Below are 21,771 nucleotides of genomic sequence, written 5' to 3' on the forward strand. Positions count from 1 at the left end.
CTACGCTCGGGACATGACGTCCGCTTCCTCCCCCTCGCCCGGCCTGCGCTGGGGCATCCTCGGCCCGGGCGGCATCGCCCGCGCGTTCGCCGCCGACCTCCGGACCGCCGGCCTCGACCTCGTGGCGGTCGGATCGCGCAGTGTCGATTCCGCCGCCGCCTTCGCCGCGGACTTCGATGTCGCGCACGTGCACGGCTCGTACGAGTCCCTCGTCTCCGACCCCGACATCGACATCGTCTACATCGCCACTCCGCACCCGTTCCACGCCGAGCAGGCGATCCTCGCCCTCGAGCACGGCAAGCACGTCCTCGTCGAGAAGCCCTTCACCCTCACCGCCGACGAGGCCGCCGCCGTGCGCGATGTCGCCGTCGAGCGCGGGCTCCTGGCCATGGAGGCGATGTGGACGCGGTATCTGCCGCACATGGCCCGTATCCGCGAGATCGTCGCCGCCGGGACGCTCGGCGAGATCCGCGTCGTGATGGCCGACCACACCCAGCGGATCTCGAGCGACCCCGCGCACCGCCTCAACGACCTCGCACTCGGCGGCGGCGCACTCCTCGATCTCGGCATCTACCCGCTCTCCTTCGCGTGGGACATCCTGGGCGAGCCGCTGACGATCGCCGCGTCGGCGCGCCTGGGTGAGACCGGCGCCGACACGGAGGTCGCCACGATCATGTCGCACGTCTCGGGCGCCCTCTCGACGTCGATCTCGGCATCCCGCTCAGCCGGTCCGAACACGGCCCACATCGTCGGCACCGAGGCCCGGATCGACATCGACCGCGTCTGGTACAGCGCGACGTCGTTCCGCGTGATCGCGCCGGACGGCGAGGTGCTCGAGGACTACGTGTCCGACATCCAGGGTCGCGGGATGCAGTACCAGGCGCTGGCCGCGGAGCGGATCATCGCCGCGGGACTGACCGACAGCGACCTCCTGCCGATCGACGAGACCGTGGCGATCATGGCGACCCTCGACGAGGTGCGCGAGCACGTCGGCGTCCGCTACCCCCAGGAGGACTGACATGCCCGACCTGCAGAACCCCCGCGTTGCCGTGTACCTCGACTTCGACAACATCGTCATGAGCTGGTACGACCGCGTCCACGGGAAGAACTCCTACTCCCGCGACCGGCAGAGGATCATCTCGGATGCCTCGGACCCCGAGATCGGCGAGCGTCTCACGGCCGCCACGATCGACGTCGGGGCGATCATCGACTTCGCCGCGTCCTTCGGCACGCTGGTCCTCACGCGGGCCTACGCCGACTGGTCGTCGCCCGTCAACGCGGTCTACCGCTCGCAGCTCGTCGCCCGCGCGGTCGACCTGGTTCAGCTCTTCCCCGCCGCGGCGTACGCCAAGAACGGGGCGGACATCCGCCTCGCCGTCGACACCGTCGAGGACATGTTCCGCCTCCCCGATCTCACGCACGTCGTGATCGTCGCCGGCGACTCGGACTACGTCCCGCTCGCGCAGCGGTGCAAGCGCCTCGGCCGCTACGTGGTCGGCGTCGGGGTGGCCGGCTCCACCGCGAAGTCCCTCGCCGCCGCGTGCGACGAGTTCGAGGCGTACGACTCGCTGCCCGGCGTCCCTCGCGTGGTGCGTGTGCCGGCGCGCGCGGCCAGGCCGGCCGACGCGACGGAGGCGACGACCGACGCCGCGCCCGACAAGGGTCGCGAGAAGGCTCCGGCCAAGGCCGCTTCGCAGACGCGCACCGCGAAGGCGAAGGGACGTGCCGCCGCAGCGGCACCGGCCGACGCGGGCGCGGAGGCGGGGGCCGCCGAAGCGGCAGCATCCGCGTCGGGGGGTCGCCGGGGCGGGACGAAGGCGGCTGCGAAGGCGGATGCCTCCCCCGCCGCCGAGTCCGCGGCATCCGCGGCGTCCGGCTCGGCCGAGGGCGCCGTGCCCGGTTCCGTCACCGCGGTCGAGGCCGCTCCCACCGAGCCCCCCGCCGCCACGACGCCCCCGAAGCGCACGAACCGCCGGGTCTCGTCGAAGAGCCTGCAGGCGCAGGCCGAGGCGCCCGTGCCGGACCCGGCGCCGGCTGCCGAAGAGCCCGACGAGGATCCGCAGGAGACCGCGACGCGGCTCCTGGAGCGCGCCCTGCGACTCGGTCACGACAAGAACGACGATTCGGAGTGGCTGCACAGCTCGGCGGTGAAGACGCACATGCGGCGCATGGATCCGTCGTTCAGCGAGAAGGCCCTCGGCTACCGCTCGTTCAACGACTTCGTGAAGGCGCGCGAATCCATCGCCGAGCTCGAGGAGTCGGGCCACGAGCGCCTGGTGCGCCTGCGCGAGTAGACGGCGCTCCAGCTAGACGCGCGCGAGGAACTCCAGCCTCCCGGCGTTGAACGCCTTGGGCTGCTCGATGTCGGCGGCGTGTCCGTCGTTCTCGATGACGGCGGACTCTCCCCGCGGCGCGAGCGCGGCCGACGCCGCCGCGTGTGTGCTCGGCCAGAACCGAGTCCGATGCTGACGCCGGCACGTGAGGGGATTCTCACACGCGCCGCCTTGAAACCTGAATCTGCCGTCATGTATCGTCGGCCGGACGGCACCGACCGCCGTGTCCCGCGCTCTACAAGGAGGTATCAGCGCATGGCTTCCGCCACAGCATCCCCCGAGAAGCAGTCCAGTCTCCGCCGCGTCGTCACCGCGTCGATGGCCGGCACCGTCGTCGAGTGGTACGAGTTCTTCCTCTACGCCACCGCCGCGACGCTGGTGTTCAACCAGATCATGTTCCCGCCGTCCGACGATCCCTACACGCCCATCATCGCGGCGCTCACGACGTACGCCGTCGGATTCATCGCACGGCCTCTCGGCGGCATCGTGTTCGGCCACTTCGGAGACAAGTACGGCCGCAAGAAGCTGCTGCAGCTCGCGATCATCCTCGTCGGCGTCGCGACCTTCCTGATGGGATGCCTCCCCACCTTCGACCAGATCGGCTACTGGGCCGTCGGGCTCCTGCTCTTCCTGCGCTTCGCCCAGGGCTTCGCCGTCGGCGGCGAGTGGGGCGGCGCCGTGCTGCTCGTGTCCGAGCACTCGCCCGACCGCACCCGCGGGTTCTGGGCGTCGTTCCCGCAGGCGGCCGTGCCCCTCGGCAACCTGATCGCGACGATCGTGCTCCTCGTGCTCAGCAACGTCCTCTCGCCCGAGGCTTTCCTCTCCTGGGGATGGCGCGTCGCGTTCTGGCTGTCCGTCGTCATCGTCGCCGTCGGGTACTACATCCGCACGAAGATCACCGATGCGCCGATCTTCCTCGAGGTGCAGAAGCAGGTCGAGGCCGAGAAGCACCTGCGCTACGGCGTGCTCGAGGTCATCAAGCGCTACCCCCGAGGCGTCCTCACCGCGATGGGCCTGCGGTTCGCGGAGAACATCATGTACTACCTCGTCGTGACGTTCTCGATCGTGTACCTCCGGACGGCGCTGCAGCTCGACGTGACCGCGATCCTCGGCTACCTCGTCATCGCGCACATCGTCCACATGCTGGTCATCCCGCCGATCGGCGCGCTCGCGGACCGCATCGGCCGCAAGCCCGTGTACTTCATCGGCACGGTGCTCGCCGCGACCTGGGGCTTCATCGCGTTCCCGATGTTCGACACCCGCAGCCCGATCGTCGTCATCCTCGCGATCTGCCTCGGCCTCGTCATCCATGCGTTCATGTACGCGCCGCAGCCGGCGATCATGTCGGAGATGTTCCCGACGCGAATGCGCTACTCGGGCGTCTCCCTCGGCTACCAGGTGACCTCGATCATCGCGGGTTCGCTCGCCCCGATCATCGCGACCGCCCTCCTCGCCGAGTACGGCACGTGGCAGCCGGTCGCGATCTACCTGGCCCTCGCCGCCGCCGTCACGCTCGTGGCGGTCGTGTCGATGCGTGAGACGAAGGGGTCGTCGCTGCACGACCTCGACCGCGTCGACGAGGAGAGGCTCGCCGCCGACAAGGACGCCGATCGCGCCACGGTGTGACCGACGAGCGGATGCCTCGCCCTCACGCCGGGGCGGGGCATCCGCTCACCGCCGCCCCGCGGCGGCAGGAAGGCGACGGATGCCCCGATCCCACGCCCAGCCCGGGAAAACGGGCGTCCGGTACAGTGTCGTCTGTGGCACGCCGTAACCCGCCGCCGGGTTCCCAGACCTCGCTCCGCGAGGCCAATCGCGCGCGCCTGGTGGAGTCGCTCAAGCGCCACGGCCGGCTGACCCAGGTCGAGCTCGCAGGCAGCACCGGGCTCTCCCCCGCGACGGTGTCGAACATCGTCAAGGAGCTGACGGCCTCGGGGCTGCTGCACACCTCGTTCACCTCGCGCAGCGGTCGCCGCGCCACCCTCGTGTCGCTGGCACGCCAGCTCGGGCTCGTCGCGGGCGTGCACTTCAGCTCGCGGCAGCTTCACATCGCGATCGCCGACACCGCCCGCGCGATCGTCACCCAGTCCTCGCTCCCGCTCGCGCTGGACCACCGCCACGACGCCGAGCTCGACCGCCTGAGCCTGCTGCTCGGCGACATGATGGAGTCGCTCGGCGGATCGCTGTCCGACCTCCTCGCCGTCGGCCTCGCCCTTCCCGCCCCGATCGATCCCCGTACCGGGATGGTCTCGACGCCGGGCCTGCTGCGCGGCTGGGAGGGCGTCGACCTCGCCGCCAGCCTGTCCGCCCGCATCGGACGGCCGGTGTTCGTCGACAGCGAGGCGAACCTCGGCGGGCTCGCCGAGGCGCGCGAGGGCAACGGGCGCGAGGCATCGTCGTCGGTCTTCATCCGCGTCGGCCACACCATCAGCGCCGGGCTTATCGTCGGCGGCGATCTCTTCCGCGGGGTCAACGGCAAGGCCGGCCAGATCGGGCACGTCACGATCGACGAGAACGGCCCCATCTGCCGCTGCAGCAACCGCGGCTGCCTCGAGACCTATGCCGGCGGACCCGCCCTGCTGTCGCTGTTCCCGCCGAGCGAGGGCATGCAGCGTCTCGGCGACCTGCTCCAGGCGGCCGAGGCGGGCGACGGCAGCTCGAGACGCGTGATCGCCGACGCCGGACGCCACATCGGCATCGCGGCGGCGAGCCTGTGCAACCTGTTCGACCCCGAGCTCATCATCATGGGCGGCGAGCTCGCCCAGGCGGGCGAGATCCTCATGGCCCCGATGCGGCACTCGCTCGAGCGCACGGCGCTGCCGTCGGCCGGCGGGCTCCCCGAGATCGTCGGCGCCTCGTTCGGCGAGTGGGCGGAGACCCGCGGCGCCATCGCCATCGCCCTCGACCACGTGACGGTGGACGCGCAAGCACTCCCGTTCTCGGCCTAGCTCGTGGCGATGTCGGGATCCGGGCGAGAAGCTCTGGAGAAGTCGATCGGGCGCGTCGCTGCGGCGGCGGCGCTCGGGGCGGTGCTGGCGACCGTGATCGTCGCCTGCGCGGCCGGACCCGCACAGCCGTCCCGCACCGACCGCGACGCGGTCGCCCTCCTGCTGCCCGACGCGAACACAGCTCGCTACGACACGTTCGACCGTCCCTTCTTTCAGGCGCGCGTCGCCGAGCTCGGCGACTACGAGGTGCTGTACGCGAACGCCGACGCGGACGCCGCGAAGCAGCAGCAGCAGGCCGAGTCCGCCCTCGCGGCGGGCGCGGGCGTGCTCGTGCTCGATCCCGTCGACGCCAACGCCGCGGTCAGCATCGTGACGGCCGCCAACGCGCAGGGCGTTCCGGTGATCTCGTACGACCGGCTCATCGCCGGCGGCGATCTGGCGTACTACGTCTCTTTCGACAACGAGAAGGTCGGCGAACTGCAGGCCACCGCGTTCGTCGAAGCCCTGGAGGCGGCCGGCGGCGCTGACGGCATCCTCATGGTCAACGGCTCCCCCACCGACAGCAACGCCGCGCTGTTCCGCGAGGGAGCCCACCGCGTCATCGACGAGAGCGGACTCCGCGTCCTCGCGGAGTACGACACCCCCGGCTGGAATCCCGACAGGGCGCAGGATTGGGTCGCCGGACAGATCGCGCAGTACCACGACGAGATCGCGGGCGTGTACGCCGCCAACGACGCCACGGCCGGCGGCGCCGTGTCGGCCCTGAAGGCGGCGAACGTCGATCCCTTCCCGATCGTGACAGGACAGGATGCCGAGCTCGCGGCGCTGCAGCGGATCGTCTCGGGCGACCAGTACATGACCGTGTACAAGGCGATCAAGCCGCAGGCGGAGCTCGCCGCGGAAGTCGCCGTCGCGCTCCTGAACGGCGAGGAGGTCACGGCACCGATGGAGACGAACGGCGTTCCCACCACCCTGCTCGACCCCGTTGCGGTTACCGTCGACGAGATCCTCGACACGGTCGTGGCCGACGGGTTCTGGAGCGTTTCCGACATCTGCACGCCGCAGTACGCCGATGCGTGCGAAGCGGCGGGCATCAGGTAGGGTCCTGACCTTGGCGAGGAGGGCATGACGGGATGTCGATGACACAGCCGCGGGCAGGACGCTCGCGCCAGCGCGTGCTGACCATGCACGGGATCGGCAAGCACTTCGGGGCCGTCCGGGCCCTCACCGACGTCGACTTCTGGGTCAACGAGGGCGAGGTGGTCGCACTCGTCGGCGACAACGGCGCGGGCAAGTCGACGCTCGTGAAGGTGCTGGCAGGCGTGCACGCCCCGGATGCCGGGACCATCGAATGGGGCGGCGAGCCGGTCGACATCCACAGCCCGGCCGACGCTCAGGAGATGGGCATCGCGACGATCTTCCAGGACCTTGCGCTGTGCGACAACCTCGACGTCGTCGCGAACCTCTGGCTCGGGCGCGAGCTCATCGAGGGCGGCGCGCTCGACGAGGTCGAGATGGAGCAGCGCACGTGGACCCTGCTGCGCGAGCTGTCGGCGAAGATCCCGTCGGTGCGGATCCCCGTCGCCTCGCTCTCGGGTGGGCAGCGCCAGACCGTCGCGATCGCGCGGTCGCTCATCGGCGATCCGCGCGTGGTCATCCTCGACGAACCGACCGCCGCGCTCGGCGTCGCACAGACGGCGGAGGTGCTCAACCTCATCGAGCGACTCCGCGAGCGCGGCCACGGGGTCGTCCTGATCAGCCACAACATGGCGGACGTCATGGCCGTCGCGGACCGCGTCGTGGTGCTGCGGCTCGGCCGCAACAACGGCGTGTACAACGTCGCCGAGGTCACGAGCGAGATCCTCATCGCCGCCATCACCGGGGCCGCCGACAACGCCGTGACGCGACGGGCGACGACCGTGCGCGCGACGATCGACGCGTCGGAGCGACCGCCGGCCGACACCGACGAGGGAGAGGCCGACGCGGGTGCTCAAGACTCAGGCGATGCCGAGATAATCCGCATGACGTCGGCACGCTCGCGCCGCTCCACCGATCCGCGAGGTCGCAAGTGAGCGGCGACGACCGCCCGACGCCGGCCACATACGACGCAACCGACGCAAGTCTGCTGAGCGTCGGAGGCATCCGCGCCGCACTCGCGGGCCTGCTGGCACGCATCCGCGGCGGCGATCTCGGCGCTGCACCCGTGATCCTGGGGCTCGCCGTGATCTGGCTGATCTTCCAGTTCCTGAACCCGGTCTTCCTCTCGAGCGAGAATCTCTGGAACCTGACTATGCAGTGCGCCGCGATCGGCACGATCGCGCTCGGGGTGGTGCTCGTGCTGCTGCTCGGCGAGATCGACCTGTCCGTCGGGTCCGTCTCAGGGCTCGCGGCCGCCATGCTGGCGGTGACCTTCGTGAACTTCTCGTGGCCTCTGGTGGCGGCGCTCGCGGTGGCGATCGGTGCGGGAGGCCTCGTCGGCCTGCTGTACGGGTATCTCTACACGCGCTTCGGCCTGCCCAGCTTCGTGATCACGCTCGCGGGACTCCTCGGGTTCCTCGGCCTGCAGCTGTGGGTGCTGGGCGACACCGGGACCATCGGCATCCCGTTCGACTCCTGGATCGTGCAGTTCGCGCAGCAGATGGTGCTGCCCGCGTGGGCGTCCTACGTCGTGGTCGCCCTGTCGGTCGGCGCGTTCGCGTGGGTGCTCGTGCGACGCGCGCGGCGCCGCGCGGCGGCGAACCTCGTGAGCCAGAGCTACCTCGAGATCGGCATCCGCTCGGGTGCCCTGCTCGCGTTCCTGCTGCTGGCCGCGTGGTATCTGAACATCTGGCGCGGCGTGGGCGTGATGTTCCTGTTCTTCATCGGGCTCGTGGTGGCGATGAACGTCGTTCTGACCCGCACGCGGTGGGGGCGGGCCGTGTACGCCGTCGGCGGGTCCGTCGAGGCGGCGCGCCGCGCCGGGATCCGCGTCGACCGCATCTACGTCTCGGTATTCATGCTGTGCTCGACGCTCGCCGCGGTTGGCGGCATCCTCGCGGCCGCGCGCCTCGCGTCGGCCAGCCAGAGTTCGGGCACTGGAGACACGAACCTGAACGCGATCGCCGCGGCCGTCATCGGCGGCGCGAGCTTGTTCGGCGGGCGCGGCACGGCGTTCTCGGCGCTGCTGGGCGTCATCGTCATCCAGTCCATCTCGTCGGGGCTGACGCTCCTCCATCTCGACTCCTCGGTGCAGTTCATGATCACCGGCGTCGTGCTCGTCCTCGCCGTGATCGTGGACTCGATCTCACGCCGTGCGCGCGCGGCGACCGGACTCGCCTGACCGGAGTGCCTTCATAGGGCAAACTCGCCGTCGTATCGATTCGATGTCCAAGAACGGTCGAGTGAGCGTATTGCGCACCAATCGCTCGATTCCAGGACATTGTGCACGGAAAGTTTCGGAGCGGGCCGCGACCATCCGCCTCGGCATGAACTGCTCCCCCGGCGTTGCCAAAGCGTTACGTTCAAGACTTGACGCCAAGAACACATCCCGGAAATGATCGGTGCAAGCGCGAAGTGCAGCAGGGACGATCCTGGGGCTCGCGCACTTCAATGACGAAAGGCGAATGATGAAGAAGTCTTCACTCCTCGCCGTGGCCGCCCTCACGGGTGCGGCTGCGGTGATGCTCGCAGGCTGTGCCGGCGGTACCGGCGGCACCCCGAGCGAGAGCGGCGGCGGAGACGCCGAGGCAGGCCGCGCCTGCGTGATCCTTCCCGACGCGGCATCCTCGCCGCGCTGGGAGAACTTCGACGCCAAGTACCTCCAGGAGGGTCTGGAGGCGGCCGGCTTCGAGACCGACATCCAGAACGCGCTCGGTGACGTCGCGAAGTACGCCACCATCGGCGACCAGCAGCTCGCGCAGGGCTGCGGCGTCATGCTCCTGGTGGACTACCAGGGCGCCGCCGAAGGCGTGGCCACCAAGGCCAAGGCCGAGGGCATCCCGGTGATCGCCTACGACCGTCCGTTCGCGGGCGCCGACTACTACGTGTCGTTCGACAACGTCGAGGTCGGTCGCATGGAGGGCCAGACGGTCCTCAACGGCCTCGAGACCGCCGGTGTCGACCCGGCCGAGGCCGTCGTCGTGTACATGGGCGGCGACCCGACCGACGGCAACGCCGCGATGTTCAAGGAAGGCGCTGTCGAGGTCATGGAGGCCGCGGGCATCACCGCTGCCGCCGAGCCGCCGGGAGTCTGGGACCAGGCGAAGTCGCAGACCAACTTCGAGCAGGCGCTGACCTCGCTCAACGGTCAGGTCGACGGTGTCTGGGTCGCGAACGACACGAACGCGGCCGGCGTCATCAAGGTCCTGCAGGACAACAACCTCGAAGGCGTGGCCGTCTCCGGCCAGGACGCCAACGTCGCGGGCCTGCAGAACATCCTGCTCGGCTGGCAGACCGCCACGGTCTACAAGCCCGTCGCCGACGAGGCCGAGGCCGCCGTCGCGACCGCGGTCGCGCTGCTGAACGGTGAGACGCCCGATGCCGGCGCCGAGCTCGAGGACGGCACGCCGTACGTCCAGGTCACGCCGATCCTGGTCGGCCCGAACGAGGTCAAGGACGTCATCGCCGCCGGCGACGCCTCCTACGACGACGTCTGCACCCCGGATGTCCTGGCCGCGTGCGAGGAGTTCGGAGTCCCGGCCGAGTAAGTTATCGGTCAGAGCCGCGAGGGCGTCGCGTCATCAGGCGCGGCGCCCTCTGCGCGCTCGTACCGACACTCTGCAAGGAAGCGAGTATGTCAGAGACGATCACAGCCACAGAGCCGATCATCGAGTTGGTCGGCGTCAAGAAGTCGTTCGGTCCGGTCAGCGTCCTCAAGGGCGTCGACCTCAAGGTGTACCCCGGCAAGGTGACCGCCCTGGTGGGCGACAACGGCGCCGGCAAGTCCACGCTCATCAAGGGTCTCGCGGGCGTGCAGCCCTATGACGAGGGCGAAGTGCTCATCGACGGCGAGCACCGCGACCTGCACGCGCCGAGGGATGCCGCGGGCCTGGGCATCGAGGTGGTCTACCAGGACCTCGCGCTCTGCGACAACCTCGACATCGTGCAGAACATGTTCCTCGGCCGCGAGGAGACGTCCGCCGGCACGTTCGACGAGGGCCGGATGGAGAAGGACGCCTCCGACACGCTGCGCTCCCTCTCGGTGCGGACGGTCAAGTCGGTCCGTCAGAAGGTGTCGTCCCTGTCGGGCGGCCAGCGGCAGACCGTCGCGATCGCCCGCGCCGTGCTGAAGAAGGCGCGCGTGGTCATCCTCGACGAGCCCACCGCGGCACTCGGCGTCGCGCAGACCGAGCAGGTCCTCAACCTCGTGGAGCGCCTGAGCGAGCAGGGCGTCGCGGTCATCCTGATCAGCCACAACCTCGCCGACGTGTTCCAGGTCGCCGACGACATCGCGGTGCTCTACCTCGGCCAGATGGTGGCGCAGATCCCGACGGCCGAGACCACCCGCGACGACGTCGTGGGATACATCACCGGCACCAAGACACCCGCCGGCGTCGACATCCTCGACACGTCCACGCTTCGCACCGAGGGAGGAGCGGAATGAGCAGCAACACCCGCACGGAGGCGGCACCGGATCCGCTCGCCAGCGACCTCATCGGCAGCGGAGTCGAAGGCGGCCTGGGCGACCAGATCCAGGCCTGGTGGCAGCGCGTGCGCAGCGGCGACATGGGGGCACTCCCCGCCGTCGGCGGACTCGTGGTGCTCGGCATCCTGTTCTCCATCCTGAGCCCGTTCTTCCTCACCGAGCGCAACTTCGCGAACCTCCTCAACCAGGCCGCGACGCTCGTGGTGCTCGGCATGGCGCTCGTGTTCGTGCTGCTGCTCGGTGAGATCGACCTCTCCGCCGGCGTCACCGGCGGCGTCGGGATGGCACTGTTCGTCGTGATGGCCTCGCAGGGCGTGCCGTGGCCGCTCGCGCTGGCGATCGGATTCGGCTTCGGGTTCCTGATCGGCGCGCTCATAGGCTTCTTCGTCGCGAGAGTCGGCATCCCGTCGTTCGTCGTCACGCTAGGTCTGTTCCTCGGATTGCAGGGTCTCGCCCTCGTCGTCATCGGCCCCGGCGGCCTGTTCCGCGTCGAGGTCCCCGAGCTGATCGCGCTGCAGAACGGCAACCTCCCCGTCTGGGGCGGCTGGCTGATGCTCGCCATCATGCTCGCGGTGTCGGCCGCCACCGCGTTCTGGGACCGCGCCCGCCGCACCCGGGCCGGCGTCCCGAACCGGGCGATCTCCCTGGTGTTCATCAAGCTCGCCGTCATCGCCGTCCTCGGCGGCGCCGTGGTGTTCATCCTCAACCAGGACCGCGGCCAGTCCGTGATCCCCGTGCAGGGCGTGCCCAACGTGGTGCCGATCGTGCTGGTCATCCTGTGGATCGGCACCTTCGTGCTCGACCGCACCCGGTTCGGCCGGTACCTCTACGCGATCGGCGGCAACGCCGAAGCCGCACGCCGCTCCGGCGTGAAGGTCCGCTGGATCAAATGGTGGGCGTTCGTGATCTGCTCCAGCCTCGCGGTCTTCTCCGCGCTGCTCAGCGTCTCGCGCGTCGGATCGGTCGACGCCACCGTCGGCCGCGACATCGTCCTCAGCGGTGTCGCCGCGGCCGTCGTCGGAGGCGTCAGCCTCTTCGGCGGACGCGGTCGGCTCATGCACGCCGCTATCGGTGCACTCGTGATCGCCGTGATCACGAACGGCCTCGGCCTGCTCAACCTGCCCGCCGGCATCAACCTGCTCGTCACCGGTGGCGTGCTCATCCTCGCCGCCACCGTCGACGCCCTCTCCCGCATCCGCTCCGGCGGCGTGCGGATCTAGCGGGCTCGCGAAACGAAAGGCGCCGGGCGCGGCATCGACCGCCCCGGCGCCTTTCGCCGTCTTCCGATCCGTGCCGCCCCTCCCGCTCCCCCTGTCGGAGGCGTCGTCACGACGAGCGCGCCGCGATCACCTCGTCCACCCACACGGGGACGAGTTCTCCGGCTCTGCCGGCACGTGCGTCGTCGAACGGGATCATCGGGTCGCTCGGTACGAGGTTGAGCTCGACGGTGCGCGCGCCGAATGCGGCGGCGAGGGCGACGTACCCCGCCGCCGGGTAGACCGCGCCGGACGTGCCGATCGAGACGAACACGTCGCACGCGACGACGGCCTGCTCGATCCGGTCGAGCTCGTACGGCATCTCGCCGAACCAGACCACGTCGGGGCGCAGCATCCGCTCGCCGCAGACCGGGCACGGTGGTCGGGGAGCGAGATCGGCGTCCCACCGCGGCCGCGCTCCGCACGCCGTGCACAGCGCCCGACGCAGCTCGCCGTGCATGTGCACCAGGTTGCGGCTGCCCGCGCGCTCATGGAGGTCGTCGACGTTCTGCGTCACGACCAGCAGCTCGTCGCCGAGGGCTCCCTCGAGGCGGGCGAGCGCGCGGTGCGCGACATGGGGGGCGACGGATGCCACGGCCCGCCGCCGCGCGTCGTAGAACGCCTGCACGGTCGCGGGGTCGCGCTCGAACGCCTCGGGCGTCGCGACGTCCTCGATGCGATGGCCCTCCCACAGTCCGTCGGCGTCGCGGAACGTCGGAACCCCGCTCTCGGCCGAGATCCCGGCACCGGTGAGCACGACGATGCGCATGGGATGATTCTCGCCGATCGTCGCGCGTCGGTGGCGGGACTCAGGTCGGCTCAGCCGGGCAGGAGCTCGCGGAGCGCCCCGATCGTATCGGCGTCCTGCGGCAGCTTGTCGGGCCGATAGCCCTTGACGCGCGCGAACCTCAGCGCGACCCCGCCGGGGTACCGCGTCGAGCGCTGCACGCCGTCGATCGCGATCTCGACGACCGTCTCCGGACGCACATGCACGGCGTACGCGGAGCGGTGGGTCTCGATCGTCGGGAAGTGGTCGGTCTGCCACCGCAGCAGCGCATCGGTGAGCCCCTTGAAGGTCTTGCCGACCATGACGAACCCGCCCGGCTCGCCGAACACGCCGTCGGGGTCGCGCGCACCGAGATGCAGGTTCGACAGCTGGCCGGTGCGCCTGCCCGACCCCCACTCGACGGCGAGCACCACCAGATCGAACGTGAGCACGGGCTTGACCTTCAGCCAGCTCTTGCCGCGCCGGCCCGCCGCATACGCGGAGTCGATCCCCTTCACCATGACGCCCTCGTGTCCGGCGGCGAGCGCCTCTCGCGAGAACTCCTCGGCGCGTTCGGGGTCTGCGGTGACGATCCCCGGCATGCGGAAGGGTCCGGCGACGCGCTCGAGCACGTCGAGCCGGGTCGTGAGCGGCTCGTCGATCAGATCGCGCCCGTCGAGGTGGAGGATGTCGAAGAACCACGGGCGCAGAACGACCGACTCGCCGCTCTCCGAGCCGAAGCGCGCCATCGTGTCCTGGAAGGGCCGCGGCCCGCCGTCCTCGTCGAGCGCCAGCGTCTCGCCGTCGAGCATGATGCGCTCGGCGGGCAGCGCCCGCACGGCGTCGACGATCTCGGGGACGCGGTGGGTGATGTCGGCGAGGTTGCGCGTGAAGACCCGCACGTCGTCGCCGTCGCGATGGACCTGGATGCGTGCCCCGTCGAGCTTGTATTCCACGGATGCCTCGCCGTCGAGCGCCTGCAGCGCCTCGGCCACCGATCCCGCCGTCGAGGCGAGCATCGGCATCACGGGACGGCGCACGACCAGTCCGACGGCCTCGAGCTCGTCGGCGGGTCGGGTCAGCGCGATCACCGCCGTCGCGCCGAGGTCGCCCGACAGCATCGCGGCGCGGCGGACGGCCGCGGCATCCCTCTCCCCCGCCTTCGCGACCGCGTCGAGCAGGACGCCCTCGAGCGCGCCGGTGCGCAGCTCGCCGAGCATCACCCGAGTCAGGAAGTCCCACTCGGCCGGGGTCGCGCGCTCGGAGAGCGCCACCAGCTCCGCTCGGCGCGACGCGACGGAGCCCTGCCCGTCGGTCGCGGCCAGTCGCGAGAGCGCCTCGTCGACGTCGAGGATCGCGAGCGCGGGCGCGGCGGCGTGTGCGGTGTCGAGCGATGCGAGGCTGCGCCACCCGACGCCGAGTCGACCCTGGCGCGGGCTCGCAGTGAGTAAGCCGATCGCCGGCCCGATCTCGGTGGCGTCGAGCCTGCCCAGCACGGCCGCTATCGCCGCGACCTTCGCGAGGCGCGACGACGTGGCCGCGACCGTCTCGGTGGCCTCGACGACCTCGGTGAGCAGCATGTGGGCATTCTTCCACCCGGGCACGACACCGGACGTCCGGCGGGATCTCGGATCCGCGCGCCCGATCCTCAGATCACGGGAGCGGGCACCGCCCCCGCCCGGAGGACTCCGTCGTGGAGCTCGAGCACACGATCGGCGCGCAGCACGATCGACGGGTCGTGGGTGGAGAGAAGGACGGCGACGCCGTCCTCGTGCGCGATGGACGCGATGAGGTCGATCATCGTGGCCGCCGTGTGCGAGTCCAGCTGGCCGGTTGGCTCATCGGCGAGCACGATGCGCGGCGAGCCGGCGAGAGCCCGGGCGATGCCGACCCGCTGCTGCTGGCCGCCCGACAGCTCGCCCGGACGCTGCTTGGCGTGATCGGCCAGCCCGACGCGCTCCAGCAGGTGCGCGACGCGCGCCGAGCGCTCGGCCGGGTCGGTGCCGCGGATACGCATCGGCAGCTCGACGTTCTCCTCGGCCGACAGCGCGCCGATGAGCCCGAACGACTGGAAGATGTAGCCGATGTCGTCGCGGCGGACGGCATCGACGTCGCGCTCGGGCGCTTCGGTCAGCACGATGTCGCCGACGCGCACACGACCCGTCGTCGGCGGCTGGATGCCTCCGAGCACGTGGAGCAGCGTCGTCTTGCCGGCCCCGGACGGACCGATGAGCACGACCAGCTCTCCCGGATGCAGCTCCAGCGAGGCATCCGTCAGGGCATGCACCTCGCCTGCGGGGGTGCGGTGCACGACCGACAGATCGGATGCCTCGAGCACGGGCTCACTCATGAGCGCCCTCCTTTCGGTCTCCGGCGTCGTGGACGTGCTCGGCGCCGTCTCCGGCGTCTTGGACGTGATCGCCGGGGCCGCCGGCGCCGTGGGCGGGGTCGCCGGGGTCGGCGTCTGCGTCGTCGTGCGCGCCCTCGCGCCGGCTTCGGCGCGTCTGCGGCGCGGTGTCGCCGGCCGAGGCATCCGTCGATGCGGACGCCACCGGCGGCGCCTGCCGTCCGTCGCCCGGCCACACCCCGACGTGGTCGGCGTTGAGCTTGAGCCGCACGCGCTCGCGCAGCGACAGCTGGTGCATGTACTCGGTCGGCAGCTGCAGACGCCCGACCTTGTCGAGCACGACGAACTCCTCGGCCATGTCGTGCTCGCGGCCCTCGTCGTCGGTGTGGGTCCAGCGCAGGACCTCGGTCGACGTGCGGCCGTCGCGGATCTGCACGGTGCGCTGCACGTGCTCGGACACCGCGGGGTCGTGCGTGACGATCAGCGCCGTCGTGCCGAGCTCGCGGTTGACCGTCTCGAAGGTCGCGAGCACCTCGGCGGAGGCGTGCTCGTCGAGGTCGCCCGTCGGCTCGTCCGCGAGGAGCACTCGCGGGTCGTTGGCCAGAGCGACCGCGATCGCGACCCGCTGCTGCTGCCCGCCCGACAGCTCGGCGGGGCGACGGTCTGCCACATCGGCGACGCCTGCCAGCTCGAGCAGCGCGGTCGTCTTCTCGGGGTGCTTGCGGTCGCCGCCGATCGCACGGGCGAGCTGCACGTTCTCGCGCGCCGACAGATACGGCAGGAGGTTGCGCGCCGTCTGCTGCCACACGAAGCCGACCACCTCCCTGCGGTACGTCACGCGGTCGCGCGCCGACAGCGACGGCAGGTCACGGCCCGCGACCCGCGCCGAGCCGGCGGTCGGAGAATCCAGTGCGGAAAGGATCGACAGCAGCGTCGACTTGCCCGATCCGGACGCGCCCACCAGAGCGACGAGCTCGCCGCGGTCGATCACGAGGTCGAGGCCCTGCAGCGCCTGAACCTCGATGTCGGCGACGGCGAAGATCCTCACGAGACCTTCGCACACGATGTCGGGTTCGGTCATCAGTCCTCCTCGGTTCTGAGCACGGTCGCCATCGAGGTCGTGCGCGCGCTGACGACGCCGCCCACGACGGCCAGCGCCAGCGCGACCACCACGACCGCGATCAGGGCGCCGCTCAGGACGGGGTCGACGGCGATGCCGGGCTGTCCGCCGCCACCGGTGAAGGGGCGCAGGTCGATCGAGGTCACCACGAGCAGCGGCAGCACCGCCCCCAGGAGGACACCGCCGACGATCGCGGTGATCCCGAGCGGCACGAACTCCCACGCCACGACGCCGCGCGCGCGCCGGCGGTCGAGGCCCATGCTGCGAAGCAGCGCGATGACCCGCGACCGTGCGTCACGAGAGACACCGGCGACCAGGAGCAGCGCGACCACCGACAGCGCCACCGCGACCCCGAGCGCGGCGAAGAGCACGAAGCGCAGGGCCGAGACGGCCGGCGAAGCCTGGATCTCGGCGGTGGACTCCTCGAGGACCCGCACCGAGTGCGCCCCGTCGACGATCCCGTCTAGCTCGGCGACGACGGCCGCGACATCTGCTCCCTCGGCGACGTCGATCATCACCGTGCGCGGGAAGAACCCGAAGCCGGTGAGCGCGGCGTAGTCGGCCTGGTCCATCAGCACGAACTTCTCGGATCCCGACATCCCGAGCACTCGATCGAGGCTGCCGACGACGTCGACCGGTTCGTCGACGACGGATGCCTGACCCTCGCCGAGGTCCTCCACCAGAGCGGTGGACTCGACGACCTGCACCGGGTCGGAGCCCGGCGTGATGAGCCCCTCGGGCAGCGCGCCGACCATTCCCCGCTGCACTGCGGCAAGGCGGTCGACATCGGTCACGGTCACCTGCACGCTGTCACGACCGGCAGGCCCCGTGACCGTGACGTAGTCGCCCCGCAGAACGCCGACGGCCTCGTCGACCCCGTCGACGGCGAGCATCGCCTCGATCGTGGCCTCGTCGAAGTACGGGCCGGCGAGGCGGATGTCACCTCCGACGTCGCGCTGCGCGGCCACCACGGCGCCGCGGTCGACGGTCGCCAGGACGAGTGACGAGAACACGGCGATCGCGACGGCGACCAGCATCGCCAGCACCGCCGTGGTGCCGGCCGCGGAGTCGCGCAGGTTGCGCGCGGCTCCCACCAGCCCGACCACGCCGCGCCCCCGGCGGGCGACCCGCAGTGCGGCGGCGATGGGGACCGGATGCAGGCGCACGACGATGAGCGCGACCGCCACGGTCGCCAGGAGCGGTGCGGCGACGACCAGCGGGTCGATGCCGTCGGTGGCCGGTCCGATCCCGCGGACGAACAGCTGCACGACGGCCACGACGGCGAGCAGCAGCACCACGGCCTCGACGATCCGGACCGTCCTGCTGCGGACCGGAGCGTCCATGTCCGCCCGGCCGCGCTCGAGGAGCGCGGGGCGAAGCGTGAACGCGAGAGCGAGCCCGGGGACCACGCCCACCGCGACGGCGAGGACCGTGGGCAGCGGCCCGGCGTCGTTGGGCGTGACGGCGATCGCGACGACTGCGGCGGCGATCGCGGCCGGGATGCCGAGGATCAGTCCCTCACCGAGGAGGAGTCGACGCAGGCGAGCGAGCGGTGCACCGCGCGCGGACATCAGCGACAGATCCGCGCGGCGGCGGCGGATCATGAGCGCTGCGGCGAGCACGACGAGCGCGACGCTCACCGCCAGGGGGCCGACGGCGGCGACGGCGAGGATCGCGCTGGCCGAGTTCGCGCGGGCGAGCGCGGTCGCGAGCACATCGACGATCTCGCTCTGGAAGCGGACGCGCAGCTGTCCTGTCTCGTCGACGGGGACGCTGGACGAGGTCGCCCCGCGGAGCGCCGACAGGAGGGCGACGGGCTCCTGGCCGATCGCGGCGCCGCCGTCGACGGGGTACCACAGGGTCATCTCGGGGTCGTCGATCTCACCGAGCTGAGCCCGGGTCTCGGGGTGCACCCATGCCACCGAGGTGGCGCGCGGGCGCTGGTTGCCGTCGTCGAAGACGGTCGCCGTGAGCGACGTCGGGAGGTGCGCCCAGCGATCCGCATCCGGGTCGCCCGCCTCGACGGTGCCGACGAGCTCCAACACCGGAGCCTCCGCGTCCCAGCCGCTCGACACCGGCGCACCCGGGTCGGCCGGGGCCGCTCGCTGCTCGCCGACCTCCCACTGCATCGTCTGCGCCGCCTCGACGCTCAGCACGACCTCGAGCGGTCCCTCACCCGTCCACGGGTCCGCCCACTCCCCCTCGACGAGGACGAGGCTCTGCTGCTGGCGGGGATCGGCGAGCAGCTGGACGAGCCCGAACGGAGCATCCGCCGGAAGCTCCTGCGGCACGACCAGCGTCGGCTGCCCGTAGAGGGCGAACTCGACGTCGGCCACGAGCGGCGCAAGCGCGGGTTCGAGCGACGCGCGATTGTCCGCCATCAACTGCCCGACGGCGCCGAAGACGCCGGCTGCGCCGTCGTCCCAGCCCTCGGTCACGAGCGGATCGGACGCGATGCCGAGCGCCGGCACGCCGATGAGGCTCGCCGACAGGTCGCGCGAGATCGCCGGCATGTCGGAGATCTGGTGCGCGACCTCCGCTCGAACGACCCCGACCAGTGCGCGCGGAGCTGCGGCGATCACGAACGCGGCGAAGGCGATCAGTGCGACGATGACGATCGCGGCGCTGCGGGGCGTCGCGAACCGGCGCCGGGTGAGGGCGGAGAGGCCTGGGGACCTGGTCACTCGTCCTCCCTCATCAGCGGAGCCAGACGAGCGGGCGCCCGGACCGTCGCCACGATGGCGCAGAAGACGGCCACGACGACGAGGACGATCCCGCCCAGGAGGACGGGCTCGGCCTGCAGCACGATCGGATACGCGTCCGGCACGCTCCCGTAGGCCGCGCGGACGAGTGGCGCGACGATGAGCCAGGCCGTCGCCGCTCCGGCGGCCACCCCGCCGACCGCTCCCATGGCGACGGCGAACAGGTCCTCCTGCGCCCGCAGTCGCGCTGCGCGCCGGCGCCCGAGACCGAGGACCGCGAAGAGCGCGATCTCGCGGGAGTCGGCTCGGCTGCGGGTGCGGCGGAGAACGAGCACGACCCCGGCGAGCACCACGGCGCCGGCGGCGGCGAGGAAGAAGGCGGATGCCGTTCCCGCCGCGTTCTGCGCCGACCGCGGATCCGCGACGATCGTGACGGTCTGCGGGAACTGCTCGGCGACCGCCTCCGCGACGGCGCCGGGATCGTCGGTGGAGAGCCAGGCCTGGGTGGGGACGATCTCGAACGGGCTCGCCATCGACACAGCGCCGAGGTCGACGAGCATCCCCTCGCCGCTCGCGGTGCCGGGCAGCACGGGCACGACGCCCACGATCTCGAACTCGGCTTCGAAATCGGGCTTGACCACCTCCAGCGCGATGGTGTCGCCCGCCTCGAGGCTCATCGACTCCGCCAGCGCGGCCGTGATCACCGCGGGCACCGCGGCCGGGGTACCCGGCGCGACGGCGCGGGTGAACGGCTGGCCCTCGCGCGATTCCGGGACGACAGTGATCGCCGTCGGCGCGACCTCCACCGACCCCGGTGTGCCCGGCGCAGGGCGGAAGGTCGACAGGTCGACGCTCTCGCCGCCGCTCGTGATGTCGGTGAACACGCCCGCCCCCGGGGCGAAGCCCTCGTGGTGGTAGGCGAGCGCCAGAGCCGTGAGCGACCACTCCCGGCCTGCCGGAAGTTCGAACGTCACGGTCTCTTCGGGGCGCACATCCAGCTGCGAGTAGGTGTTGCCGTCGTCGTCCTCGATCGACGAGACGTCGGCGTTCGTGAACGAGAACGTCTCGACCGCGCCGTCCGAGGAGACGACCGTCACGCGCGCCTCGAACGCGGGCGAGCCCTGCTCGTAGAGCACGCCGTCGAACTCGACGGGCTCGGCCTCGGGGGCGACCAGCGTCAGCGTCAGCGATTCGCCGGCGAGCGCGGCGTCCGTCGGCGGGAGGGCGATGAGCCCACCGAGCGATGCGGGATCGAGAGTGCCCCCGGCGTCGAGCATCACCTCGCCGAGCCGCGGGGCCTCGACCGCCAGGATCGGGATCCGCTGGTCCGAGCCGTTCGCGCTCATGGGCCGGGCGAGCATCGACGCGTCCGGCGACCCCGCGGCCGCGACATCCGCTGCCGCCACGTCGTCGGGGATGGTGCCCACCTTGACGTCCGCGCCGACGCGCAGCGCCTCGGGGGCATCGCCCAACGCGGTCAGGCTCGCCTGATAGGCGCCGGCGACGGTCAGCGTCCCGATCGCGAACGCCACCACCGTGATGGACAGCGCGTGCCGGGCGGGGCGTCGCGAGGCCAGGCGCAGCGGCGTGACCGGAGTGACGCGACGCGTCGGGGCGAGCATCGCCGCGACGGCGCGCGCGATCGGCGTCGCGAGCGCGACGGCGATCAGCGCCGCCAGCCCGAGCGCGAGGGCGGGGGCGATCGCGACGAGCGGGTCGATCACGGCGCCCCCGTCGCCGCGCTCGACGACGGGGGTGCCGGCCTGCACGAACTGCCAGACCGCCAGGCCGGTGATCACCGCGAGCAGGATGACGAGGCCGATGTCGGCGACGGCGCGGGCGCGCGAGGACCTGCGGTCGGCGCCGCGGGCGGTGGCGACGGCGACGACTGCCGCCGCGACGGCCGCGACGCCCGCGCCGACCGCGAGCGACAGCAGAGGCTCCACGGCGGCGCCGGACCAGAGACCCGCGATCAGAGACCCGGCGAACGCGCCGATCAGGGCGCCCGCCACGGCGACGACAGCGGCCTCGAGCGCCCCGAGCCAGACCAGATCGCGGCGGCGGGCGCCGCGCGCGCGGAGCAGCCTGCCCTCGAGCTCGCGCGCGCGCACCGGTTCGAGGGCGACGGCGCCGACGACGACCGCCGTCATGAGGCCGAGGAGGCCGAGTGCCACCGTGGTCGGCCCACGCCGCGCGTCGATGCCGTCCTGGACGCCGGCGAGGGTGTCGCGCAGTCCGCCCGACTGCTGCGGGCGGTCGCCGATCGCGGCTTCGACAGCGTCGCGGAGATCCGCCAGCCCGTCGACCAGTGCCAGAGCCTGCGCGCCGGTGATCGCCTCGAGATCCGGGGTCAGCACGACGTCGCCGTCTTCGACCTCGATGTGGAGCGCCCCGCCCGAACCGGCGGCGGCGAGGGCCTCGGCCGCAGCGTCCGCGACGGCCTCCGCCGTTGCGCCCTGCTCGACCGTCAGCACGACGCGCGAGCGCTCACCCGTGGCCGCGGCGAGCGCGCCCCGGGCCTCGCGCGTCTCGACCGAGCCGATCAGCGAGATCACGGCCACCACGAGAAGAGCGGCGAGCGCCGACACGATGGCCAGCGTCACCAGCGGCGCGGCGGCGGCACGCGCCCGGGCAAGGGCGAACCGGAATCCTCCGATCACGCGGCCGCCCTTTGCA

At 71.5% G+C, this 21,771-nt stretch carries 16 protein-coding genes and 1 pseudogene; 11 read left to right on the forward strand and 6 right to left on the reverse strand.

Features of this window, described 5'->3' with window-relative positions:
• The first annotated feature begins 13 nt into the window (after positions 1 to 13).
• The 11 genes and pseudogenes from EER34_RS14330 (at position 14) to EER34_RS14380 (ending at position 12,124) form a co-directional block, all read left to right on the forward strand.
• Positions 14 to 1,018, forward strand: a complete 1,005-nt coding sequence (locus tag EER34_RS14330; RefSeq protein ID WP_127475930.1) for a Gfo/Idh/MocA family protein — start codon at positions 14 to 16, stop codon at positions 1,016 to 1,018.
• Position 1,019: 1 nt separating this feature from the next.
• Positions 1,020 to 1,593 (forward strand): annotated as a pseudogene (locus EER34_RS17895) (NYN domain-containing protein); the annotation flags it as partial.
• A gap of 422 nt (positions 1,594 to 2,015) precedes the next feature.
• Positions 2,016 to 2,294, forward strand: coding sequence for an OST-HTH/LOTUS domain-containing protein (locus EER34_RS17900; RefSeq protein ID WP_420845981.1), 279 nt, complete (start codon positions 2,016 to 2,018; stop codon positions 2,292 to 2,294).
• Positions 2,295 to 2,588: 294 nt separating this feature from the next.
• Positions 2,589 to 3,959 carry an MFS transporter gene (locus EER34_RS14345; RefSeq protein WP_127475934.1) on the forward strand — a complete coding sequence of 457 codons (1,371 nt, stop codon included), beginning with the start codon at positions 2,589 to 2,591 and terminating at the stop codon, positions 3,957 to 3,959.
• 134 nt (positions 3,960 to 4,093) lie between these two features.
• Positions 4,094 to 5,281: an ROK family transcriptional regulator gene (locus EER34_RS14350; RefSeq protein WP_240642392.1), complete on the forward strand. Its 1,188-nt coding sequence runs from the start codon at positions 4,094 to 4,096 to the stop codon at positions 5,279 to 5,281.
• 9 nt (positions 5,282 to 5,290) lie between these two features.
• Positions 5,291 to 6,382 carry a sugar ABC transporter substrate-binding protein gene (locus tag EER34_RS14355; protein ID WP_127475936.1) on the forward strand — a complete coding sequence of 364 codons (1,092 nt, stop codon included), beginning with the start codon at positions 5,291 to 5,293 and terminating at the stop codon, positions 6,380 to 6,382.
• Between the two features lie 38 nt (positions 6,383 to 6,420).
• A complete protein-coding gene (locus EER34_RS14360; RefSeq protein WP_420845982.1) occupies positions 6,421 to 7,353 on the forward strand; it encodes an ATP-binding cassette domain-containing protein in 933 nt (310 codons plus the stop codon).
• Positions 7,354 to 7,403: 50 nt separating this feature from the next.
• Positions 7,404 to 8,600, forward strand: coding sequence for a sugar ABC transporter permease (locus EER34_RS14365; protein WP_127476454.1), 1,197 nt, complete (start codon positions 7,404 to 7,406; stop codon positions 8,598 to 8,600).
• A 286-nt stretch (positions 8,601 to 8,886) separates the two neighbouring features.
• The gene (locus EER34_RS14370; RefSeq protein WP_127475939.1) at positions 8,887 to 9,966 is read left to right on the forward strand and encodes a substrate-binding domain-containing protein; all 1,080 of its coding nucleotides are present in this window, start codon (positions 8,887 to 8,889) and stop codon (positions 9,964 to 9,966) included.
• Positions 9,967 to 10,052: 86 nt separating this feature from the next.
• Positions 10,053 to 10,862, forward strand: coding sequence for an ATP-binding cassette domain-containing protein (locus tag EER34_RS14375; protein ID WP_127475941.1), 810 nt, complete (start codon positions 10,053 to 10,055; stop codon positions 10,860 to 10,862).
• A complete protein-coding gene (locus tag EER34_RS14380) occupies positions 10,859 to 12,124 on the forward strand; it encodes a sugar ABC transporter permease (RefSeq protein ID WP_127475943.1) in 1,266 nt (421 codons plus the stop codon). The genes EER34_RS14375 and EER34_RS14380 overlap by 4 nt, the downstream gene beginning before the upstream one ends.
• A gap of 106 nt (positions 12,125 to 12,230) precedes the next feature.
• On the opposite strand, the gene EER34_RS14385 is transcribed toward EER34_RS14380, so the two are convergent.
• The 6 genes from EER34_RS14385 to EER34_RS14415 form a co-directional block, all read right to left on the reverse strand.
• Complete coding sequence (locus EER34_RS14385) at positions 12,231 to 12,929, reverse strand: NAD-dependent deacylase (protein WP_127475945.1); 699 nt, start codon at positions 12,927 to 12,929, stop codon at positions 12,231 to 12,233.
• Positions 12,930 to 12,979: 50 nt separating this feature from the next.
• Positions 12,980 to 14,506 carry an ATP-dependent DNA ligase gene (locus tag EER34_RS14390; protein ID WP_127475947.1) on the reverse strand — a complete coding sequence of 509 codons (1,527 nt, stop codon included), beginning with the start codon at positions 14,504 to 14,506 and terminating at the stop codon, positions 12,980 to 12,982.
• A 68-nt stretch (positions 14,507 to 14,574) separates the two neighbouring features.
• Positions 14,575 to 15,276: an ABC transporter ATP-binding protein gene (locus tag EER34_RS14395; protein ID WP_127475949.1), complete on the reverse strand. Its 702-nt coding sequence runs from the start codon at positions 15,274 to 15,276 to the stop codon at positions 14,575 to 14,577.
• A complete protein-coding gene (locus EER34_RS14405; RefSeq protein ID WP_205791654.1) occupies positions 15,269 to 16,354 on the reverse strand; it encodes an ABC transporter ATP-binding protein in 1,086 nt (361 codons plus the stop codon). The genes EER34_RS14395 and EER34_RS14405 overlap by 8 nt, the downstream gene beginning before the upstream one ends.
• Positions 16,354 to 19,077, reverse strand: a complete 2,724-nt coding sequence (locus EER34_RS14410) for an FtsX-like permease family protein (protein WP_127475951.1) — start codon at positions 19,075 to 19,077, stop codon at positions 16,354 to 16,356. The genes EER34_RS14405 and EER34_RS14410 overlap by 1 nt, the downstream gene beginning before the upstream one ends.
• Positions 19,074 to 21,755 (reverse strand): FtsX-like permease family protein, encoded by a 2,682-nt coding sequence (locus EER34_RS14415; protein ID WP_127475953.1) that lies wholly within the window; start codon positions 21,753 to 21,755, stop codon positions 19,074 to 19,076. The genes EER34_RS14410 and EER34_RS14415 overlap by 4 nt, the downstream gene beginning before the upstream one ends.
• Between the last annotated feature and the right edge of the window lie 16 nt (positions 21,756 to 21,771).

This window comes from Microbacterium sulfonylureivorans (assembly GCF_003999995.1).
GTDB lineage: Bacteria > Actinomycetota > Actinomycetes > Actinomycetales > Microbacteriaceae > Microbacterium > Microbacterium sulfonylureivorans.